The sequence below is a fragment of the Ewingella allii genome, assembly GCF_044430645.1.
GTDB lineage: Bacteria > Pseudomonadota > Gammaproteobacteria > Enterobacterales > Enterobacteriaceae > Ewingella > Ewingella allii.
On sequence record NZ_JAWUDN010000004.1, the window covers coordinates 168,153 to 187,664 of the forward strand.

Below are 19,512 nucleotides of genomic sequence, written 5' to 3' on the forward strand. Positions count from 1 at the left end.
TACTGCGCCGCCCGCAACCGAAAGGAAGCGGGCGTTTTTATTACTTTCGCTTGGCACTGGCGGCAGTTATAAACCGCAGAAATACTTTATGATTAATCTATGTTTTGACGATATGAGCTGACTGATGATTTTAATTGTTTACGCCCACCCTTATCCACGCCACTCCCGGGCCAATCAGCGCTTGCTGTCGGCAATCGCTGATCTTCCTGATGTCGAAGTCCGCTCTCTTTACGATCTCTATCCCGATTTCAGCATTGATATCAGCGCTGAGCAGGCGGCGGTCGAGCGCGCCGATCTGGTGGTTTTCCAACATCCTCTTCAGTGGTACAGCATGCCGCCGCTGCTAAAACTGTGGATTGATAAAGTGCTGGAGCACGGCTGGGCCTATGGCCACGAAGGCAATGCCCTGAACGGCAAACACTGTCTGTGGGCAGTGACCACCGGCGGCAATGAGCATCACTTTGAGCTGGGCGACCATCCTGATTTCGACGTTCTAGCCCAGCCGCTGCAGGCCACGGCAGTTTACTGCGGGATGAACTGGCTGCCGTATTTTGCCGTACATAACACCTTTATTTGCGACGAGGCGGCGCTGAAAGCCTCCGGCGAAGAGTATCGCCGCCGCCTGTCGGCTTGTCTGAGTTTGAAAGAAACCGCGCCAGTGGGAGGCAGCGATGGAAAACCATAATTTGCTGCTTGAAGGGCTGCTCTACCTCGGCTCCGCCGCGCTGTTTGTGCCGATTGCCGTGCGCCTTGGCTTAGGCTCGGTGCTGGGCTATCTGATTGCGGGCTGCATCATCGGCCCGTGGGGGCTAAAACTGGTTTCCGACCCTGAGTCGATTCTGACCTTTGCGGAGATCGGCGTGGTGCTGATGCTGTTTATCATCGGCCTTGAGCTGGACCCGAAACGCCTATGGACCCTGCGCGCCTCGGTATTCGGCGGTGGCAGTATCCAGATGGGCGGCTGTGGTTTACTGCTCAGCCTGTTCTGTTATTTGCTGGGTCTGGACTGGAAAGTCGCTTTGCTGATTGGCCTGACGCTGGCGCTTTCCTCCACCGCCATCGCCATGCAGGCCATGAGCGAGCGCAGCCTGACCACTTCACCCATTGGCCGTAGCGCCTTTGCCGTGCTGCTGTTTCAGGATATCGCGGCCATTCCGCTGGTTGCCATGATCCCTCTATTGGCGAGCACCGGAGAAGCCACTACGCTGGCAAGCTTTGGGCTATCCGCCGCGAAAGTGATTGGCGCACTGGCAGCGGTTATCCTGCTCGGGCGCTACGTGGCGCGGCCCTTGCTGCACTTTGTTGCCCGTTCAGGTATGCGCGAAGTGTTCAGCGCCGTGGCGCTTTTTCTGGTATTCGGCTTTGGTATTTTGCTCGAAACGGCAGGCCTGTCGATGGCGATGGGGGCGTTTTTGGCAGGTGTGATGCTGGCGAGTTCGGAATACCGCCACGCGCTGGAAAGCGATATTCAGCCCTTTAAAGGTTTGCTGCTTGGGCTGTTCTTCATCGGCGTCGGCATGTCTATCGATTTCGGCACGCTGGTGCATCAGCCGCTGTTAATTGCCACTTTGCTGGTGGGCTTCATGCTGCTGAAAGCTGCGCTGCTGTGGCTTATTGGGCCGATGCTCGGCGTGCCAAAACGCCAGCGCGGCCTGTTTGCCATTCTTATCGGGCAGGGCAGTGAATTCGCTTTCGTGATTTTCAGCACCGCGCAGATGGCCGGTGTGCTGCCAGTGGAGTGGGCGAAAGCCCTGACGCTGGCGGTGGCGCTTTCCATGGCGGTCACGCCGCTGCTGCTGGTGCTGGCGAGTCGTCTGGAGCGCAACGCGCCGAAAGACAATCGCCCTGACGATACCATTGATGATGAAAATGCCACGGTGATCATTGCCGGATTTGGGCGTTTCGGGCAGATCGCCGGCCGCCTGTTGCTGGCCAATAACGTGCATACCGTGGTTTTGGATCACGACCCGGACCATATCGAAACTCTGCGCAAGTTCGGCACAAAAGTGTTTTACGGCGACGCCACCCGCGTTGACCTGCTGGAGTCCGCTGGTGCGGGGCAGGCCAAGGTGCTGATTAACGCGATTGACGATGTTGAGGCCAATCTCCAGCTCACCGAGCTGGCGAAAGAGCATTTCCCGAACCTGAAAATTATCGCCCGCGCTCGCGACGTCGACCACTGGTATCAGCTGCGTCGCCTTGGCGTTGAGGCGCCAGAGCGTGAGCTGTTTGAAGGCTCGCTACGCGTCGGGCGTGAGACGCTGGAGTTCCTGGGATTAGATGCTTACGAGGCGCGGGAAAAAGCCGATCTGTTCCGTCGCTACAACCTTAAAATGCTCGAAGCCACTATCGAGAATTATGAGGATACCGAGTTCCGCGTTGCCAGTATGCAGCGTGCCAAAGATATGCTGACGGACGCCATCGAGCAGGATCAGAAGCGTCTGGCCTCAGGGCAGCAGCAGGGCTGGCGTGGAAGTATTGACGGTAAAGCGCCGGAAGATGAGGTGATTGAAGCCAAGGGATAAGGCGAACTTGAAGAGATAAGAAGTTTATTATTAAACGGGCGGTGCGCAGGCATCGCCCGTTTTGCGTTAAGGCCACGGGGTATTAGCTCAGCGCGACTTTAATCCCTAAACCAATCAGCACGCCACCGAGCAGCTTATCGACAATCTTCTGTGCTTTTGCCAGACCACGGCGCACCGGCGCGCTTTGGATCAGCAGGGAGAGCAGCGGCCACCAAATGGCTGACAGCCCAATGATAATCGAGGCATACCACAGCTTTTCGCCCACTCTGGAGTTCACTTGCAGCACCTGAGTGAACATCGCCAGGAAGAACAGAGTGGCCTTTGGGTTGAGCAAATTGCACAAGTAGCCCTGAATGAAAGCTTTGTGCAGCTTGATTTGTTGCTGCTCTAAGCCGTCCAGATTCATTTTGCTATTGGAGCGCGAGAACAGCGCCTGAATGCCGACCCAAATCAGGTAAGCCGCGCCGACATACTTCAGCATGTCGAACAGCCACGGCGTGGTGGTGATCACTACCGCCAGCCCGGCCACGCAGTAAGACATATGGGTTATCACCCCGCAAATCACACCCAGAGACGTCATCAGCGCCGCCACTTTCGGATAGCGCGCCGCATTCTTTATCACCAGAAAGAAATCTGGGCCGGGGGAGAGCATGCCGAGCAGGGAGATGCTGGCGACAAACAGGGAGGTTTCAAGCATGGTAATAACCGTCGTTGATTCAATAGCAGATAGGGCGGCATCATACGCCAATCCTGAAAGTCATAAACTAAGGGCGACGCTTTTTTTTTGTGTTTCGTATAAAGTCGCGTCGGCGGAGTGGTGAGGGCTGTACGGCCCTGTACGCGAATACCGCCAGCATGTAAGCCGCACTGTACAAGCTCTGAAGAGTCTGGAATTCGTATAAGTGATATATACCGTTTTAAGATAATTATTCGTTATATATGACGTGGATTAAGGTGCCGAATTGGAACTTTTATGATGATAAATCGCGCATGACTAAGAGCCATCTTATATCTGTAGGTTGGGCAGTTATCGCTATCGACGGCTTGAGGGGCTTTCCGTATAGTGTCTGCACTTTTTTGAGTCACCGTAAATATCCTCTTCTACACAGGGCTTCATAATGATTATCAGCCTGATCGCCGCACTGGCGGCGGATCGCGTTATTGGCATGGAAAACGCCATGCCTTGGCATTTACCGGCTGACCTGGCTTGGTTTAAGCGTAATACGCTGAACAAACCGGTCATCATGGGACGCAAAACGTTCGAGTCTATTGGTCGTCCTTTGCCTGGTCGCTTAAATATCGTGATCAGTTCACAACCGGGCACGCACGACGGAGTCACCTGGGTTACCTCCATTGATGCTGCTATTGCTGCAGCGGGCGATGTTGAGGAAGTGATGGTCATGGGCGGTGGTCACGTATACGACCAGTTCCTGGCGCGCGCTGACCGTTTATACCTGACGCACATTGATGCCGAAGTAGAAGGGGACACGCACTTCCCCGACTACGAGCCGGATGAGTGGGAAAGCACCTTCAGCGAATTCCACGACGCTGACGAGCAGAACTCTCACGGCTTCTGCTTTGAAATTCTGGACAGGAACCGCGGCTAAGCCCCAACGCCGGCTAAATAAAAAAGGCACCTGAAAAGGTGCCTTTTTTGATCTGCCCAAGGGTGCTCAGGACGCGGTCGGCGCCGCAACCTGCTCTTTGTCGCTACGGCGATTAGAGCGTTGGGTGAAATATTGCTTATCTTCCCAACGGATCATGGTCAATACGCCACCCCAGCAGCATCCGGTATCCAGCGCATAAACGCCTTCCGGCGCGCCTTTACCTTCCAGAGAAGCCCAGTGCCCAAAGGCGATACTGTATCCGGCCTGGCGGATCGGGCTTTCAATATCAAACCAAGGTTTAAGTGGGCGCGGCGCGTTCTCCGGCGTGTCCTTGCACATCATGTCCAACTGACCGTTCGGGAAGCAGTAGCGCATGCGGGTAAGGGCGTTGGTGCTAAAACGCAGACGTGCTAAGCCGCTCAGCTCTGGCGACCAGTTGTTCGGCATATCGCCATACATGGCGTCGAGGAACAGCGGATAGGTGTCGCTGCTCAGCACGGCTTCCACTTCACGGGCGCACATCTGCGCGGTTTCCAGATCCCACTGCGGCGTGATGCCCGCATGAGCCATCACCAGCTTCAGCTCTTCATCAACCTGCAATACCGGTTGACGACGCAGCCAGTTGATCAGCTCATCGGCGTCTTCGGCTTCCAACAGGGGATTGAGACGATCTTTGGGTTTGTTAAAGCTGATCCCCGCATAGATCGCCAGCAAGTGCAGGTCATGATTTCCCAGCACCATGCGCACTGACTCCCCCAAGCTGCTGACATAGCGCAGCACTTCGAGCGAGTTGGGGCCGCGCGCCACGAGGTCGCCCGTCAGCCATAATCGGTCTTGTTCAGGATTGAAATTGACTTGCGCCAATAGCGCTTTGAGTTCATCGATACAGCCGTGAACATCACCAATAAGATATGTCGACATGAGAGTTAATTTATCAGCGTTGGGATTGCGAGGCGAAAAACAGGGATAGGGACACGGAATAATTCACCGTCCTCTGCGACCATTTCGTAATGCCCTTCCATGGTGCCCAGTGGCGTTTCTAGCACGGCGCCGCTGGTGTAATGGAATTCGTTACCAGGAAGAATAAGCGGTTGTTCACCGACCACACCTTCACCCTGAACTTCTATCTGCCGGGCATTACTGTCAGTAATCAACCAGTAACGGCGGAGTAACTGTACGTTGAAGCGGCCGAGATTACGGACGGTCACGGTGTAAGAGAAGACATAGCGCTCTTCTTCAGGTATCGACTGCGATTCAATGTAGACACTTTGCACCTGAACACATACGCGTGGTGAATCAAGCATAGCGTTACTCCTCGCTTCCTTTATGTTTCGAGGCGCAGTGCTTTGGCACTTGCGCCCCTTATCATATTGGCTCAGTACGATTATTGTTCTGGCTGCGGCTGGCCATTTTTCGGCCGGGTAGATAAGCGATTAGCCAGTTTGCAGTACATCTCAACAGAAATATTCTCTGCGCGCATCTGTAAATCCAGACCCAGCTCTACCATCTCTTCAACGGTGAACAAATGGCCGAGGCTGTTACGCACGGTTTTGCGACGCTGGTTAAAGGCATCGGTGGTCAAACGACTCAGAATACGGATGTCGTCAACCGGATAAGGGATTTCAGCGTGCGGAATTAAACGCACCACCGCAGATTCCACTTTTGGCGCTGGCGTAAAGGATTCCGGCGGAACTTCCAGCACGGGAATAATATGGCAGTAGTACTGCGCCATCACGCTCAGGCGGCCGTAAGCTTTGCTGTTCGGCCCGGCAACCAGACGGTTAACCACTTCTTTTTGCAACATAAAGTGCATGTCGCGAATAGCATTAGTATAGAGGAACAGGTGGAACATCAGCGGCGTGGAGATGTTATACGGCAAGTTGCCGAACACGCGCAGCGGCTGGCCCAGCTCTTTCGACAGCTCGCCGAAGTCGACTTTCATGGCGTCAGACTGGATCACACGCAGCTTGCTGGCCATCTTCGGATTGGTCTCCAGACGGGCGGCCAAATCGCGGTCAAGCTCGACCACGGTCATACTATTAAGGCGCGAGGCAACCGGCTCTGTTAAAGCAGCCAGGCCGGGACCGATTTCGACAACGGCCTGATCGGGCAATGGATGGATAGCCGATACGATGCTGTCGATAACAAACTGATCGGTTAAAAAGTTTTGCCCGAAACGTTTACGAGCAAAGTGGCCTTGGTGTACACGATTATTCATTGTAGTTGTTTTACTTTTCTTTATAGAACAGCAGAATTGGTTGCCATGCGAATGGCGAGATTTATTGCAGTCTTGAAGCTGCCTGCATCGGCAGTGCCGGTGGCGGCCAGTTCAAGTGCGGTACCGTGATCAACGGAGGTCCTGATAAAGGGCAGGCCGAGTGTGATATTCACTGCGCGGCCGAATCCTTGGTATTTTAGCACCGGAAGGCCCTGATCGTGATACATCGATAACACCGCGTCGGCGTGTTGCAGATATTTCGGCTGGAACAGCGTATCTGCTGGCAGCGGACCAATCAGACTCATTCCCTTTTCGCGCAATTCATTCAGCGCAGGAATGATGGTATCAATCTCTTCATGCCCCATGTGACCGCCTTCCCCAGCGTGCGGGTTAAGACCACAGACATAAATTTGCGGATCGACAATACCAAATTTGGTCTGCAAGTCATGATGCAAAATGGTGATCACTTCATGCAAGCTTTGACGAGTGATCGCTGCGGGGACGTCCATCAGCGGCAGATGCGTCGTCGCCAGAGCAACGCGCAGCTCTTCCGTCGCCAACATCATCACCACGCGATTGCATTGGCTGCGATCGGCGAAGAACTCGGTATGGCCGATAAACGGAATTCCGGCATCATTGATAATGCTTTTCTGCACCGGACCGGTCACTAAGCCGGCGAATTCGCCGTTGATAGCGCCGTTACAGGCGCGAGCCAGCGTTTCCACCACGTAACCTGCATTAGCTACGTTAAGCTGACCAGCGATCACTGGAACCGCGGTTTTCACCGGCAAAACGGTCAGCGTGCCCGCAGCCTGAGGCTGAGGCGCCGCGCCCGGCTGGTAATCACGTAACTCGATTTTCAATCCCAAAATCTGGGCGCGCTCAAGTAACAAAGCCGGATCGGCACAAACCACTAACTCAACAGGCCACGCCTGTTGAGCCAGAGCAAGTACCAGATCCGGCCCAACCCCGGCTGGCTCGCCGGGGGTGATGACCAAACTTTTTGTCGCTAAAGAATTATTGTCCATTACCGTCCAGAATCTTCACGTACGCATTGGCACGTTGTTCCTGCATCCAGGTCTGAGCTTCTTCAGAGAATTTACGGTTGAACAGCATGCGATACGCGCGCTCTTTCTGCGCTGCGTCGGTTTTATCCACCTGACGGGTATCGAGTAACTGAATCAAGTGCCAGCCGAATGAGGAGTGAACCGGTGCGCTGAGTTCGCCTTTTTTCAGGTTCATCAGGGCGTCACGGAACGCCGGATCGTACATGTCAGGAGATGCCCAGCCTAAGTCGCCGCCCTGATTCGCTGAACCTGGGTCCTGAGAAAGCTGCTTCGCTTCATCAGCAAACTTGGCTTTACCGCTGCGAATATCCGCCGCGACCTGCTCAAGCTTCGCGCGAGCCTGATCGTCAGTCATGACCACCGACGGCTTCAGCAAGATGTGACGTGCGTGAACTTCGGTAACAGAAACGGTTTTGTTGTCGCCACGGATATCGTTAACTTTCAGGATATGGAAGCCGACGCCGGAACGGATTGGACCGATGATTTGGCCTTTCTGCGCGGTGCTCAGTGCCTGAGCAAACAGCGTTGGCAGCTCCTGCAATTTGCCCCAACCCATGTTGCCGCCTTTCAGCGCCTGGGAGTCAGCAGAGTAGGCGATCGCCATTTTCCCGAAGTCGCCACCGTTGTTCAGTTCAGCTACCAGTTTCTTGGCTAAAGCTTCAGCCGTATCGACCTGGTCCTGCGTTGGGTTTTCCGGCAGGGGGAGCAAAATGTGGCTCAGGTTGAACTCAGCGTCGCCGCCGTTTTGTGCGCCAACCTGTTTGGCCAGTGCATCAACTTCCTGTGGCAGAACGGTAACGCGACGACGAACTTCGCTGTTACGCACTTCGCTGATCATCATCTCTTTACGGATCTGGGCACGGTAAGTGCTGTAGTTCAGACCATCGTAGGCCAGGCGGCTACGCAGTTGGTCAACCGTCAGTTTGTTCTGTGCGGCAATCCCCGCGATGGCTTTATCAACGTCTTCATCAGTTAGTTTGATGCCCATTTTATCGGCCATCTGTAACTGGATCTTGTCCATGATCAGGCGATCAAGGATCTGGTGGCGCAGCGTTGCGTCATCAGGTAATTGCTGATTTGCCTCTTTAGCCTGCTGTTTAACAGATTGCATCAGGCTATTGACGTCACTGTCCAGGACCACACCGTTATCCACCACGGCGGCCACTTTATCAACCTCTTGAGGGGCTGCAAACGCGGTGCTGGCACAAAGCGTTACGCCGAGGAGAAGTGTTCTCCAGTTCTTCATACATTTTCCATTTGTTTAATCCGCAATTGCGGATGCAAGTTCACTGAGTTCAACATGTCGTCGGTCTTAGAATGCACGTTGATAAGGCAATATACCGCGGCCCAGCATTTCTGCGGTTCCGAGGGTATGACTATTACTCAGGCCACGAAGTTCAAGAGTGAGTGAAATCTTGTTGTCATACTTACTTTCTGCGTTGACGTTATCAAAGTTGGTGATTTTACGCTCGTAGCCAAAGCCAACCGCCCAACAGCAGGTATTGTATTGCAGACCGAGCAATTGATCAGCCGGTTGCTGTGCTTTGGTGTCGTAATAATAGGCACCCACGATGGCCCAGCGATCGGCGATCGGCCAGCTGGCGATGCCACCCACTTGCGAAATACCTTGCTGATAACCCGGGTTTCTCACGTTAGGTAATGTCGCCTGAATATACTCCGGGCTGGCATAACGGTAGCTCAACTGAACCATTTTGTCCGCGTCACCTCGGTATTCAAGCACCGCATCACCCAGCGCTAAGGCATCAAGGCGTGTGTCATACTGCGCACCGCCGCGAACACCCCAGAAGTCATTGATTTTATAGTAAGTATCGCCCGCCCACACCAGGCTGCCGGTATCATCATTTTTATCCAGAACGCTGTTCTGATCGCCAGTGCGCGGAGGGGTGAAGTAGTAAATCTGTCCCAATGATGCGTTAAAGCGTTCAACCAAACCATCATCGTAAATACGGGTCGTTAACCCACTCGCCACTTGGTTAGCTGAAGCAATACGGTCAAGGCCACTGTAGCTCTTATCGCGGAACAGGCCGGTGTAGTCGGACTGAAGCAGCGTGGAGTCATAGGTGTTGATCCCACTCTGGTCGCGGTAAGGAATATAGAGATACTGGGCGCGTGGTTCGAGGGTTTGGGTATAGCCCGCGTTCCAATCCATGGTGCGTTCAAACACCATCTTGCCGTCAGATTTAAACTCAGGCAGCGTACGGTTCACCGAGCTTTGCAGCTTAGAGTTAGGGTTGGCAGCAAAGAACGAGTCAGGAATATCCTGCTGATAATGGGTCGTCATTAATTTGACTTCATTATCCAGGCTACCCAGGCTGTTACTTAGCGGCAGGCTTAATGTTGGCTCTAAGTGCAGTCGCGTGGCTTCCGGGTTATCCGGGTTTACGCTGGTGAACTTGGCGGCCTGGCCGTAGACATGCAGGTCAAACGGACCGAGATCGTTTTTGTAGTAGTTGACGTCAAACTGCGGCATTGCGCGATAAGCGTTGCCGTCACCCGTGCCGTTAAAGATCTGGAACTGTTTACTGGCTAAGGTCGCGTCCCAGTTTTTATTGGCATAGCCGACGCTAAATTTCTGCGCCGCATAGCCGTCCGTGGTTGAACCATATTTTGAGTCAAAGTCATTGAAATAGTACGGATCGCTGACTTTGGTGTAGTCAACGTTGAAACGCCAGACTTGATCCACGACGCCTGAGTGCACCCAGTAGTACAACCAGCGTTTGGTTTTATCGCTTTGACGCGCCTGACTCTTCACAAAATCGTCGTCGATTTTTTTATCATCGCCCAAATAATCGAACTCCATCAGCCCCGCGCCGAGGCCGGTCAGATAACGGAACTCGTTCTGCAATTGCAGACCACGGTTGCTCATGTAGTTTGGGGTGATGGTGGCGTCGTAGTTAGGCGCGATATTCCAGTAATAAGGAATTGTAACGCCGAAGCCGTTAGTGCTGCTGTAGTTGGCGTTCGGGATCAAGAAACCGGAACGGCGGCGGTCCCCAATTGGCAACTGCATGTACGGGCTGTAGAACACCGGCACCGGGCCAATGTGGAAACGGGCATTCCAGATTTCAGCCACTTCTTCCTGACGATCTTCAATGATGGTCGAACCCACCACGCTCCAGCTGTTATCGCCGGGCAGACAGGAAGTAAAGGTACCGTTATCCAAGATGGTGTAGCGGTTGCTGTCACGCTGCTTCATCTTATCTGCCGTACCGCGACCTTGGCGGCCTACCATCTGGTAGTCACCTTTTTCCAGATCGGTATCTTTGGTGGTTAGATTCGAGAAACCTTTAGGGCCGTTCAGTTTGATCTGCGGATCGCTATATCTCACGTCACCGGTTGCGGTCACGGTGCGGATTGGCGTGGCTTCGCCAGGCGTAGTTACCTGATTAAGCTGCACCTGATCGGCAGTCAGTGAGCTGTTACCCTGCTCGACATTAACGCTACCGCTAAACAGCGCGTTGTCGGGATAGTTGCCGGTGGCCTGATCCGCCTGAATATTAACAGGAAGCTTATTCGGATCACCGGTTACCAGAGGTTTATCATAAGTAGGCACGCCGAGCATACACTGCGCAGCGAGATCAGCTAAAGCGCCATGGCTGTACAGGGCCGTCCAAATAGTGGTGGCCAGCAGCGTGGGGAAGCGTGTTTTCAGACGTCTGTTTTTCATACGTAAAATGGTGTTCCGTCATCAGAGGCATCATGCCGGCAAACGGTCAGAGACTATATTACTCATCATCGTTGCGCTAGTGTTAAATCCAACCGGTAAACGTCGTCGCCGTTAGGCACAACGATAAATGCCAGTTATGATAAAGCAATTTTTCGACGACGCCATGGTGAATTGAGGAGTATATGCAGTATTGGGGAAAGCTGCTCGGGCTTGTGCTGGGTTTAATGTCCGGCGTGGGATTCTGGGGAATCGTAATTGGGGTGTTGGTCGGGCATATGTTCGACAAGGCGCGCGCGGTTAAAAGCCGCGGTTATTTTGCCGATCAACAGACAAGACAAACTGTTTTTTTCCGCACCACCTTTGAGGTGATGGGGCATTTAACGAAATCAAAGGGGCGTGTTACCGAGGCTGATATTCAGATTGCCAGCCTTTATATGGACAGAATGCAGCTGCACGGCGAGCACCGTAATGCAGCACAGCGCGCATTCCAGAGTGGTAAAGAGTCGAGTTATCCACTGCGTGAGAAGATGCGCGAACTGCGCAGCGTCTGTTTTGGGCGTTTCGATCTAATCCGGACTTTTCTGGAAATTCAGATCCAGGCCGCCTTTGCCGATGGCTCGCTGCATCCTAATGAACGGCAGGTGCTGTACGTCATCGCCGAAGAGTTAGGCATCTCCCGCCAGCAGTTCGACCAGTTCCTCAGCATGATGGAGGGCGGTCAGCAATTTGGCGGGCAGCAGGGGCATTACTCACAGGGCGGATTCCGGCAGGCTCCGCAAGGGCCGACGCTGGCCGATGCTTGTAAAGTGCTGGGTGTCAGTCCGTCAGACGATAGCGCCGTCATTAAGCGCGCCTATCGCAAGCTGATGAGCGAACATCATCCCGACAAGCTGGTGGCGAAAGGCCTGCCGCCGGAAATGATGGAGATGGCGAAAGAGAAGGCGCAGGCGATTCAGGCGGCTTATGACCTGATTAAACGCGAGAAAGGTTTTAAATAATCTTCTGATCTTCTGACGCAAAAAAGGCGCTGAATGTTAGTTCAGCGCCTTTTTATTTATATCTTGCCCTTAGAAATCCGGCTCGCAGTTGAAGACCAGCGGCGTATCGGTGATCGGATGGTAAAACGACAACTCCTGCGCGTGCAGCTGCAGGCGATTGACCACGGCCATTGCCTCGGGCGGCGCATAGAACTTATCGCCAAGGATCGGATGACCAATAGCCAGCAGGTGAACGCGCAACTGGTGCGAGCGGCCGGTGATCGGGCGCAGCTTCACGCGCGTGGTGCCGTCATCGTCCCAGGAGATCACTTCATACTGGGTGAGGGCTTTTTTTCCGGTTTCGTGACACACCTTCTGTTTTGGGCGATTCGGATAATCACAAATCAACGGCAAATCGATAATGCCGTAATCCTCTTCCACCCGGCCCCAGACGCGGGCGATATAGACTTTTTTGGTCTCGCGCTCGCGGAACTGGCGTTTCAGCTCGCGCTCGGCTTCCTTGGTTAACGCCACCACAATCACGCCGCTGGTGGACATATCCAGGCGATGCACCGTCTCGGCTTCGGGAAACTCTTGCTGAATGCGGGTCATCAGGCTGTCGTGATGCTCAGCCAGCTTGCCAGGAACGGACAGCAGGCCGCTTGGCTTATTGACCACCATGATGTGCTCATCCTGAAAAATCACCTGTAACCAAGGATCCTTCGGCGGGTGGTAATCCTCCAGCGGCTTGGTATTGGAAGGGATGTAGGATGTGGATTGATTTTCACTCATCGCGGTTTCAATTATCTACTGTCATGAAAAGGGAAGAGGCAGGGGGCACCTGCCTCTTGGCTGGCATTACTGGTGGCTAACCACCACCAAGCGGATTGCATCCAGACGCCAGCTGGCATCGTTCAGGTTAGCCAGAACCTGTTGGCGGTTCGATTCTATCGCTTCCAGCTCGTCATCACGAATGTTTGGGTTAACCTCTTTCAGCGACTTCAGGCGCGCCAGCTCTTGGTTCAGCTGCACGTCGGCTTCGACCTTGGCGGCTTCAATCAGCGTGCGGGCTTCTTCGGCAATCTGCGGCTCGGCCTGTTGCAGCATGGCGTGGACATCAGCCTGTACCGCGTTGACCAGCTTGCTGGAGTTGTGACGGTTAATGGCATTTAACTGGCGGTTGAAGCTTTCGAATTCAACCTGAGCCGCCAGATTGGTGCCTTTACGGTCCATCAACATGCGAACCGGCGTCGGTGGCAAGAAGCGGGTTAATTGCAGGTGCTTCGGTGCCTGACACTCCACCACATACACCAGCTCGGCCAGCAGCGTGCCGACCGGCAGCGCCTTATTCTTCAGGATAGACACCGCGCAGCTGCCGGTATCGCCTGACAGGATAAGATCCAGACCATTGCGAATGATCGGATGTTCCCAACTGATGAACTGCGTGTCTTCGCGGGACAGCGCCTGCTCACGGTCGAAGGTCACGGTGCAGCCATCTTCTGGCAGGCCAGGGAAGTCCGGCACCAGCATGTGATCTGACGGCGTCAGCACGATCAGGTTATCGCTACGGTCTTCCTGATTGATCCCCACGATGTCGAACAGGTTCAGCGCGAAGTTCACCAGATTGACGTCGTTATCCTGCTCGCCGATCTCTTTTGCCAGCTGCTGTGCCGGTTCGCCGCCGTTGGAATGCATCTCCAGCAGGCGGTCGCGGCCGTTTTCCAGCGCCAGCTTCAGGGCGTCGTGCTTACTGCGGCATTCAGCAATAAACTCGTTCAACCCTTCTTGCTCGTTTGGCGTCGCCAGGAAAGCAATCAGCTGCTCGTAGGCACTGTCGTAAATGGTGCGGCCGGTCGGGCAGGTGTGCTCGAAAGCGTCCAGACCTTCATGGAACCAACGCACCAGCACCGACTGCGCGGTCTGCTCGAGATAAGGCACCATGATGTCGATGTTGTTCTGCTGGCCGATACGGTCCAGACGACCAATACGCTGCTCCAGCAGGTCCGGGTTAAAGGGCAGATCGAACATCACTATTTTGCTGGCGAACTGGAAGTTACGCCCTTCGGAGCCGATTTCAGAACAGAGCAGCACCTGCGCGCCATCTTCCTGAGAAGCGAAGTAGGCCGCCGCGCGGTCACGCTCAATAATTGACAGACCTTCGTGGAACACGGCGGCGCGAATGGCTTCGCGCTCGCGCAGCACCTGCTCCAGTTGCAGCGCGGTGGCGGCTTTGGCGCAGATCACCAGCACTTTTTCGTCACGGTTGGCCGTCAGGTAGCCCAACAGCCACTCCACGCGCGGGTCGAAGTTCCACCAGGTGGCGTTGTCGCCTTCGAACTCCTGATAAATCTGCTCCGGGTAGAGCATGTCGTAAGCGCGCGCTTCTACCGTTTTCTTGGCGCCCATGATGCCGGACACCTTAATTGCGGTCTGGTACTGGGTTGGCAGAGGCAATTTCACCGCGTGCAGGTGGCGCTCGGGGAAGCCTTTCACGCCATTACGGGTGTTACGGAACAGCACTCGGCTGGTGCCGTGGCGGTCCATCAGCATCGCGACTAGCTTCTTGGCGGCGGCTTCATCCCCGGCGTTGGCGGCGGCCAGCAGGGTGTCGACGTCGGCATTGCCTACGCGTTCGCCCAGCAGCGCCAGTGCCTCCGGCGTTAATTGTTCTTGGTTGAGCAGCAGGGTCACGGCATCAGCCACCGGCTGATACTGCTGCTGCTCTTCGATGAATTCTTCGTAATCGTGGAAACGATCCGGGTCGAGCAAGCGCAGGCGGGCAAAGTGGCTCTGCTGGCCCAGTTGCTCTGGGGTTGCGGTCAGCAACAGCACGCTTGGGATCTGCTGAGAAAGTTGCTCGATCACCTGATATTCGCGGCTCGGCGCGTCTTCGCTCCACACCAAGTGGTGCGCTTCGTCGACCACCAGCATGTCCCACTCGGCTTCTGACAACTGCTCGAGACGAGACTTATTGCGGCGCACGAAGTCCAGCGAACAGATAACCAACTGCTCGGTTTCAAACGGGTTAGTGGCTTCATGGACCGACTCGGCGTAGCGGTCGTCATCAAACAGCGAGAAGCGCAGGTTGAAGCGGCGCAGCATCTCGACCAGCCACTGGTGTTGCAGGGTTTCCGGCACCACGATCAGCACGCGTTCAGCGCGACCAGACAGCAATTGCTGGTGGATAATCATCCCGGCTTCGATAGTTTTACCCAGACCCACTTCGTCGGCTAACAGCACGCGCGGGGCGTGGCGCTGGCCCACTTCATAAGCAATGTGCAGCTGGTGGGGGATCAGGCTGGCACGCATACCGCGCAGGCCGCCGAACTCCAGACGGAACTGTTCGCGCTGGTATTTACGGGCGCGGAAACGCAGGGCGAAACGGTCCATGCGATCGATTTGACCGGCGAACAGTCGGTCTTGAGGCTTGCTGAAGGTCAGCTTGCTGTCGAGCAGCACTTCGCGCATCGCGACGCCCGTCTCTTCGGTGTCGGTACGCGTACCGATGTAGGTCAGCAGCCCTTTATCTTCAACCACTTCTTCAACCAGTAGCTGCCATCCTTCATGGCTACTGATGGTGTCCCCGGTGTTAAACATCACGCGGGTGATTGGGGAATCATTACGAGCATACAGTCGGTTTTCACCAGTGGCGGGGAAAAGCAGGGTTACCATGCGCGTATCAATCGCGACGACGGTCCCTAATCCTAATTCGCTTTCCGTGTCGCTTATCCAGCGTTGACCCAATGTAAACGGCATAATCTCTCTCTGTGTCTGTCTGTTATGAACGGCTTTACTGCGCCCTGATTTTTAGTAATAGCTTGCTTTCCTCGCCAGTGGCGCGGAATGGTTAATTTTATGGGGGTGGTTCAGATTCGGGAAAGGGCGCTATGGTAATAGAAGGCGGCCCTTACGTCACGATACATCTTTACTAAACAGACCCGCGCGCCTGATTTAAAACAAACCCATCTGGCCAGTGATAAGTGTAGCAAAGTCATCATGCAGGAAGGGCAGAATGCCGTCGGCCACCGGCTCGAGCTGGCGCTCAATGTAGTGGTCGTAATCAATCGGCGAATGCAGATTCTCCAGCGGCTCCGGCCCGGAAGTGGTCATGACATAGCTTATCCAGCCGCCGTTTTGATACTGCTGTGCGCGGCCTTGGGCCAAATTATACTCGTCGGCCAGCCTTGCAGCACGGACGTGCGGCGGCACATTGCGCTCGTAGTCGCTGAGTTTGCGGCGCAGGCGTTTGCGATAAACCAGCTGGCTGTCGAACTCGCCCGCCAGCGTGCTTGCCACGTAATCCCGCACATAGTCCTGATAGGGCTGATTATGGAAAATACGCTGATACAGCGCCTGCTGGAACTCCTGCGCCAGCGGCGTCCAGTCGGTGCGCACGGTTTCCAAACCTTTATAGATGATATGTTCGCCGTCCGGCCCTTGGGTTAATCCGGCATAGCGCTTTTTACTGCCCTGCTCAGAGCCGCGAATGGTCGGCATCAGGAAGCGTTTGAAGTGGGTTTCAAACTCCAACTCCAGCGCGCTTTCTATCCCATATTCCTGCTGAAGATGGGCTTTCCACCAGGCATTCACCTGCTCCACCAGACGGCGGCCAATGGCACCGGCCTCCTCTTCAGAGTGGGCTTTATTTAGCCAGACAAAAGTGGAATCGGTATCGCCATAAATCACCTGAAAGCCTTCAGCTTCAATCAGTTCGCGGGTTTGGCGCATGATGTCGTGGCCGCGCAGAGTGATGGATGACGCCAGCCTTGGGTCGAAGAAGCGACAGCCGCTGGAACCCAGCACGCCATAAAAGGCGTTCATGATGATTTTCAGCGCCTGCGACAGCGGCTTGTTGTTTTGCTGCTTGGCGGTTTCCCGTCCTTGCCAGATTTGCCGGACGATTTCCGGCAGGCAGTGCTTCTCACGGGAGAAGTGCGCGCCGCGGTAGCCCGGCACGGCGTGTTGCTCATCGGGCTGCTGCAAACCCGCGACCAGCCCGACGGGGTCAATCAGGAAGGTGCGGATAATCGACGGGTAAAGGCTTTTGTAGTCAAGCACTAGCACGGAATCATACAGGCCGGGACGGGAGTCCATCACGAAGCCGCCGGGGCTCATTTCCCCTTCGCGTTCGCCCATGTTCGGCGCGACATAGCCGATGCGATGCATGCGCGGTAAATAAAGGTGGGTGAAAGCGGCCACCGAGCCGCCGTGGCGATCGACCGCCAGCCCGGTCACCGAGGCGCGCTCAAGCAGAAAGGGCATCAGCTCGGTTTTAGCAAAAATGCGCGTCACCAGCTCGCAGTCTTTCAGGTTGTAGTGGGCCAGCGCGGGCTTATTTTCGCGAAAACGCTGTTCGATTTCGGCCAATCGCTGGTAAGGGCTGTCGCTGGCTTTGCCTTCACCGAGCAAAGTTTGCGAGACGTTTTCCAAACTGAAAGAGGAGAAGTTCCAGAAAGCCGATTTCAGTGCTTCAATGCCGTCAATGATTAAACGCCCGGCGGCGGCGGCGAAGAAATGCCCCTGTTTGAAGCCGTGCTCGCGCCACTCGAGGTCGCTACCATCGCGGCCAAAACGCAGCGGGATGTGGTAGCGCTCGGCGTGTCTTTGCAACACGCGCAGGTCAAACTGCACCACATTCCAGCCGATAATGACGTCAGGGTCGTAGGCCGCCAGCCACTCATTGAGTTTTTCCAGCAGCTTCGGGCGGCTGTCGACATACTCCAGAATGAAGTCGCGCGGAGTATCTGGGTCACCGTTCGGCGGCCCGAGCATGTAGACGTGGCGCTGGCCGCAGCCCTCAAGGCCGATACAGTAAAGCTCGCCGTTGCCGCTGGTTTCAATGTCCAGCGAGCAGAGCTTTAGCGGCGGACGATAGGCTTCGGCGGGCTTTATGCGGGTTTCAACCAGCAGATTGTCGCCACTCTGCTGGCCGCTGAACCACACCGGCGCGGTGATGAAGCGCTCCATTAAATAGCGCTCGGGCGGGCGAATATCTGCTTCGAACAGGGTGACTCCCCCTTCTTTAAGCAGTTTCTCCAGCCGCATTAACTGGCGGTGCTGAGTGCAATACAGACCAAGGACCGGGCGAGACTGGAAATCCTGCAAAGGCAACTCGCGCAGGCTGTAGCCTTTCTCACCGACCAGTAGTCGTTCGGCCTGTTTTTGTTGCTCGACCGGCAGAAAAGCCACCGACTCCTGCAAAGGCAAACGCACGCGCTGGGGGCCGCTGTCGGTCGCCAGCCACAGCTCCACCTCCGTACCGCGCGGGGTGTCACGCCAGTGTCGGGTTAACACAAACCCCTGACGTGGCGAGGTGAGCGTCGAAGCGTGCGAAGTGGGTGCGTTGATAAGCGCCTCATTAGGTCGAGTAAAAAAGCAGGGTAGAGCAATATAGTATGGTTATTTATACAGTTCTTGTCCATCGGCGCGGGTTTAAGGCGCATTTAGGCAAATATGCATACAATTCGCCGGTTGACTCACTTTCGCCCTGCGCTGACAATTCAGCCGCGTAATGTTTTATAAAGCTACACTTATGAATTACCAGGCTGAAATTTGTTCTGTAAATGCTTTGCATTCATAGCCTAATCAGCCATTTACCTGATAATGCAGGGATGGTCAGCCATTATTTTGACCATGCAAGACGCACATAACACTGGGATTTTATGGAAGCCTATTTACAGCATCTCGTCGCGCAGTCGGTGGGAATTGCACTGATTATCGTTGCGGTGGTGGCGTTTTTTGAATCGCTGGCGCTGGTCGGGTTGATCCTTCCCGGCACCGTCATGATGGCCACTCTGGGCACCTTGATTGGCAGTGGACAGGTTGGCCTGTATGAAGCCTGGCTGGCCGCAGGGCTGGGCTGTTTCGTGGGCGACTGGGCCTCCTATTTCATCGGCCGTCGCTTCAAGGGGCCGTTGCATAACTGGAAGTTCCTGCAACGCTATCAGGCGCTGCTCGACAAAACCGGCAGCGCGCTCGACCGTCACAGCTTCGCGACGGTAATTATCGGCCGCTTTATTGGGCCGACTCGCCCGCTGGTGCCGATGGTCGCTGGGATGCTCAGTCTGCCGCCGTATAAATTTGCTCCGCCGAATATTGTCGGCTGCATCACCTGGCCGCCGGTCTACTTCCTGCCGGGTATTTTGGCGGGCGTGGCGATTGATATCCCCGCCGGGCATAACAGCACGGTGTTCAAATGGCTGCTGCTGGGCTCTGCCGCCTTGTTGTGGCTGACGGCGTGGTTACTGTGGCGCTGGTTCCGTTCAGATAAAAACAGCGGCGACGCTATGGCGCGCTGGCTGCCTTTGGCGCGAGTGCGCGTGCTCTCAGTGCTTGGCGTGATCGGCACGGCGGTCTGCTTTGTGATGTTGAGCAAGCAGCCCTTAATGCCGGTTTACGGGCATCTGCTGTGGAAAGTGATCACCCGTTAA

Annotated in this window: 15 protein-coding genes; 5 read left to right on the forward strand and 10 right to left on the reverse strand. The window is 55.1% G+C overall.

The window, feature by feature from the left end:
- Nucleotides 1-124 precede the first annotated feature (124 nt).
- Nucleotides 125-685, forward strand: coding sequence for a glutathione-regulated potassium-efflux system oxidoreductase KefF (gene kefF, locus SBO83_RS11515; protein ID WP_396131605.1), 561 nt, complete (start codon nt 125-127; stop codon nt 683-685).
- Nucleotides 672-2,525: a glutathione-regulated potassium-efflux system protein KefC gene (gene kefC / locus SBO83_RS11520; RefSeq protein WP_353500964.1), complete on the forward strand. Its 1,854-nt coding sequence runs from the start codon at nt 672-674 to the stop codon at nt 2,523-2,525. Before kefF ends, kefC begins: the two co-directional genes overlap by 14 nt.
- Before the next feature lie 82 nt (nt 2,526-2,607).
- Here kefC and SBO83_RS11525 read toward each other — a convergent pair whose 3' ends face one another.
- Nucleotides 2,608-3,222 (reverse strand): LysE family transporter, encoded by a 615-nt coding sequence (locus SBO83_RS11525; RefSeq protein ID WP_396131606.1) that lies wholly within the window; start codon nt 3,220-3,222, stop codon nt 2,608-2,610.
- 421 nt (nt 3,223-3,643) lie between these two features.
- On the opposite strand from SBO83_RS11525, the gene folA reads away from it, so the two are divergent.
- Nucleotides 3,644-4,132 (forward strand): type 3 dihydrofolate reductase, encoded by a 489-nt coding sequence (gene folA / locus SBO83_RS11530; RefSeq protein ID WP_278878633.1) that lies wholly within the window; start codon nt 3,644-3,646, stop codon nt 4,130-4,132.
- A 66-nt stretch (nt 4,133-4,198) separates the two neighbouring features.
- On the opposite strand, the gene apaH is transcribed toward folA, so the two are convergent.
- The 6 genes from apaH to lptD all read right to left on the reverse strand — a co-directional run bounded on the left by apaH (nt 4,199) and on the right by lptD (nt 11,105).
- Nucleotides 4,199-5,053, reverse strand: a complete 855-nt coding sequence (gene apaH, locus SBO83_RS11535) for a bis(5'-nucleosyl)-tetraphosphatase (symmetrical) ApaH (protein WP_396131607.1) — start codon at nt 5,051-5,053, stop codon at nt 4,199-4,201.
- Between the two features lie 5 nt (nt 5,054-5,058).
- On the reverse strand, nt 5,059-5,436 hold the full coding sequence (gene apaG, locus SBO83_RS11540) for a Co2+/Mg2+ efflux protein ApaG (protein WP_396131608.1): 378 nt from the start codon (nt 5,434-5,436) through the stop codon (nt 5,059-5,061).
- An 80-nt stretch (nt 5,437-5,516) separates the two neighbouring features.
- The gene (gene rsmA / locus SBO83_RS11545; RefSeq protein WP_396131609.1) at nt 5,517-6,350 is read right to left on the reverse strand and encodes a 16S rRNA (adenine(1518)-N(6)/adenine(1519)-N(6))-dimethyltransferase RsmA; all 834 of its coding nucleotides are present in this window, start codon (nt 6,348-6,350) and stop codon (nt 5,517-5,519) included.
- 20 nt (nt 6,351-6,370) lie between these two features.
- Nucleotides 6,371-7,378, reverse strand: a complete 1,008-nt coding sequence (pdxA, locus tag SBO83_RS11550; protein ID WP_396131610.1) for a 4-hydroxythreonine-4-phosphate dehydrogenase PdxA — start codon at nt 7,376-7,378, stop codon at nt 6,371-6,373.
- Entirely contained in the window at nt 7,368-8,663 is a 1,296-nt protein-coding gene (gene surA / locus SBO83_RS11555) for a peptidylprolyl isomerase SurA (RefSeq protein WP_353500971.1), read from the reverse strand. The genes pdxA and surA overlap by 11 nt, the downstream gene beginning before the upstream one ends.
- A 66-nt stretch (nt 8,664-8,729) precedes the next feature.
- The gene (gene lptD / locus SBO83_RS11560) at nt 8,730-11,105 is read right to left on the reverse strand and encodes an LPS assembly protein LptD (protein ID WP_396131611.1); all 2,376 of its coding nucleotides are present in this window, start codon (nt 11,103-11,105) and stop codon (nt 8,730-8,732) included.
- Nucleotides 11,106-11,287: 182 nt separating this feature from the next.
- Here lptD and djlA point away from each other — a divergent pair, with 182 nt between their 5' ends.
- Nucleotides 11,288-12,103, forward strand: coding sequence for a co-chaperone DjlA (gene djlA, locus SBO83_RS11565; protein ID WP_396131612.1), 816 nt, complete (start codon nt 11,288-11,290; stop codon nt 12,101-12,103).
- A gap of 69 nt (nt 12,104-12,172) precedes the next feature.
- Here djlA and rluA read toward each other — a convergent pair whose 3' ends face one another.
- The 3 genes from rluA to SBO83_RS11580 all read right to left on the reverse strand — a co-directional run bounded on the left by rluA (nt 12,173) and on the right by SBO83_RS11580 (nt 18,430).
- On the reverse strand, nt 12,173-12,874 hold the full coding sequence (rluA, locus tag SBO83_RS11570; protein ID WP_396131613.1) for a bifunctional tRNA pseudouridine(32) synthase/23S rRNA pseudouridine(746) synthase RluA: 702 nt from the start codon (nt 12,872-12,874) through the stop codon (nt 12,173-12,175).
- A 66-nt stretch (nt 12,875-12,940) separates the two neighbouring features.
- Nucleotides 12,941-15,838, reverse strand: a complete 2,898-nt coding sequence (gene rapA, locus SBO83_RS11575) for an RNA polymerase-associated protein RapA (RefSeq protein ID WP_396131614.1) — start codon at nt 15,836-15,838, stop codon at nt 12,941-12,943.
- 195 nt (nt 15,839-16,033) lie between these two features.
- On the reverse strand, nt 16,034-18,430 hold the full coding sequence (locus SBO83_RS11580) for a DNA polymerase II (protein WP_396131710.1): 2,397 nt from the start codon (nt 18,428-18,430) through the stop codon (nt 16,034-16,036).
- Nucleotides 18,431-18,744: 314 nt separating this feature from the next.
- Between SBO83_RS11580 and SBO83_RS11585 the strand changes: the two genes are divergently transcribed.
- Nucleotides 18,745-19,512 carry a DedA family protein gene (locus SBO83_RS11585; RefSeq protein WP_185688587.1) on the forward strand — a complete coding sequence of 256 codons (768 nt, stop codon included), beginning with the start codon at nt 18,745-18,747 and terminating at the stop codon, nt 19,510-19,512.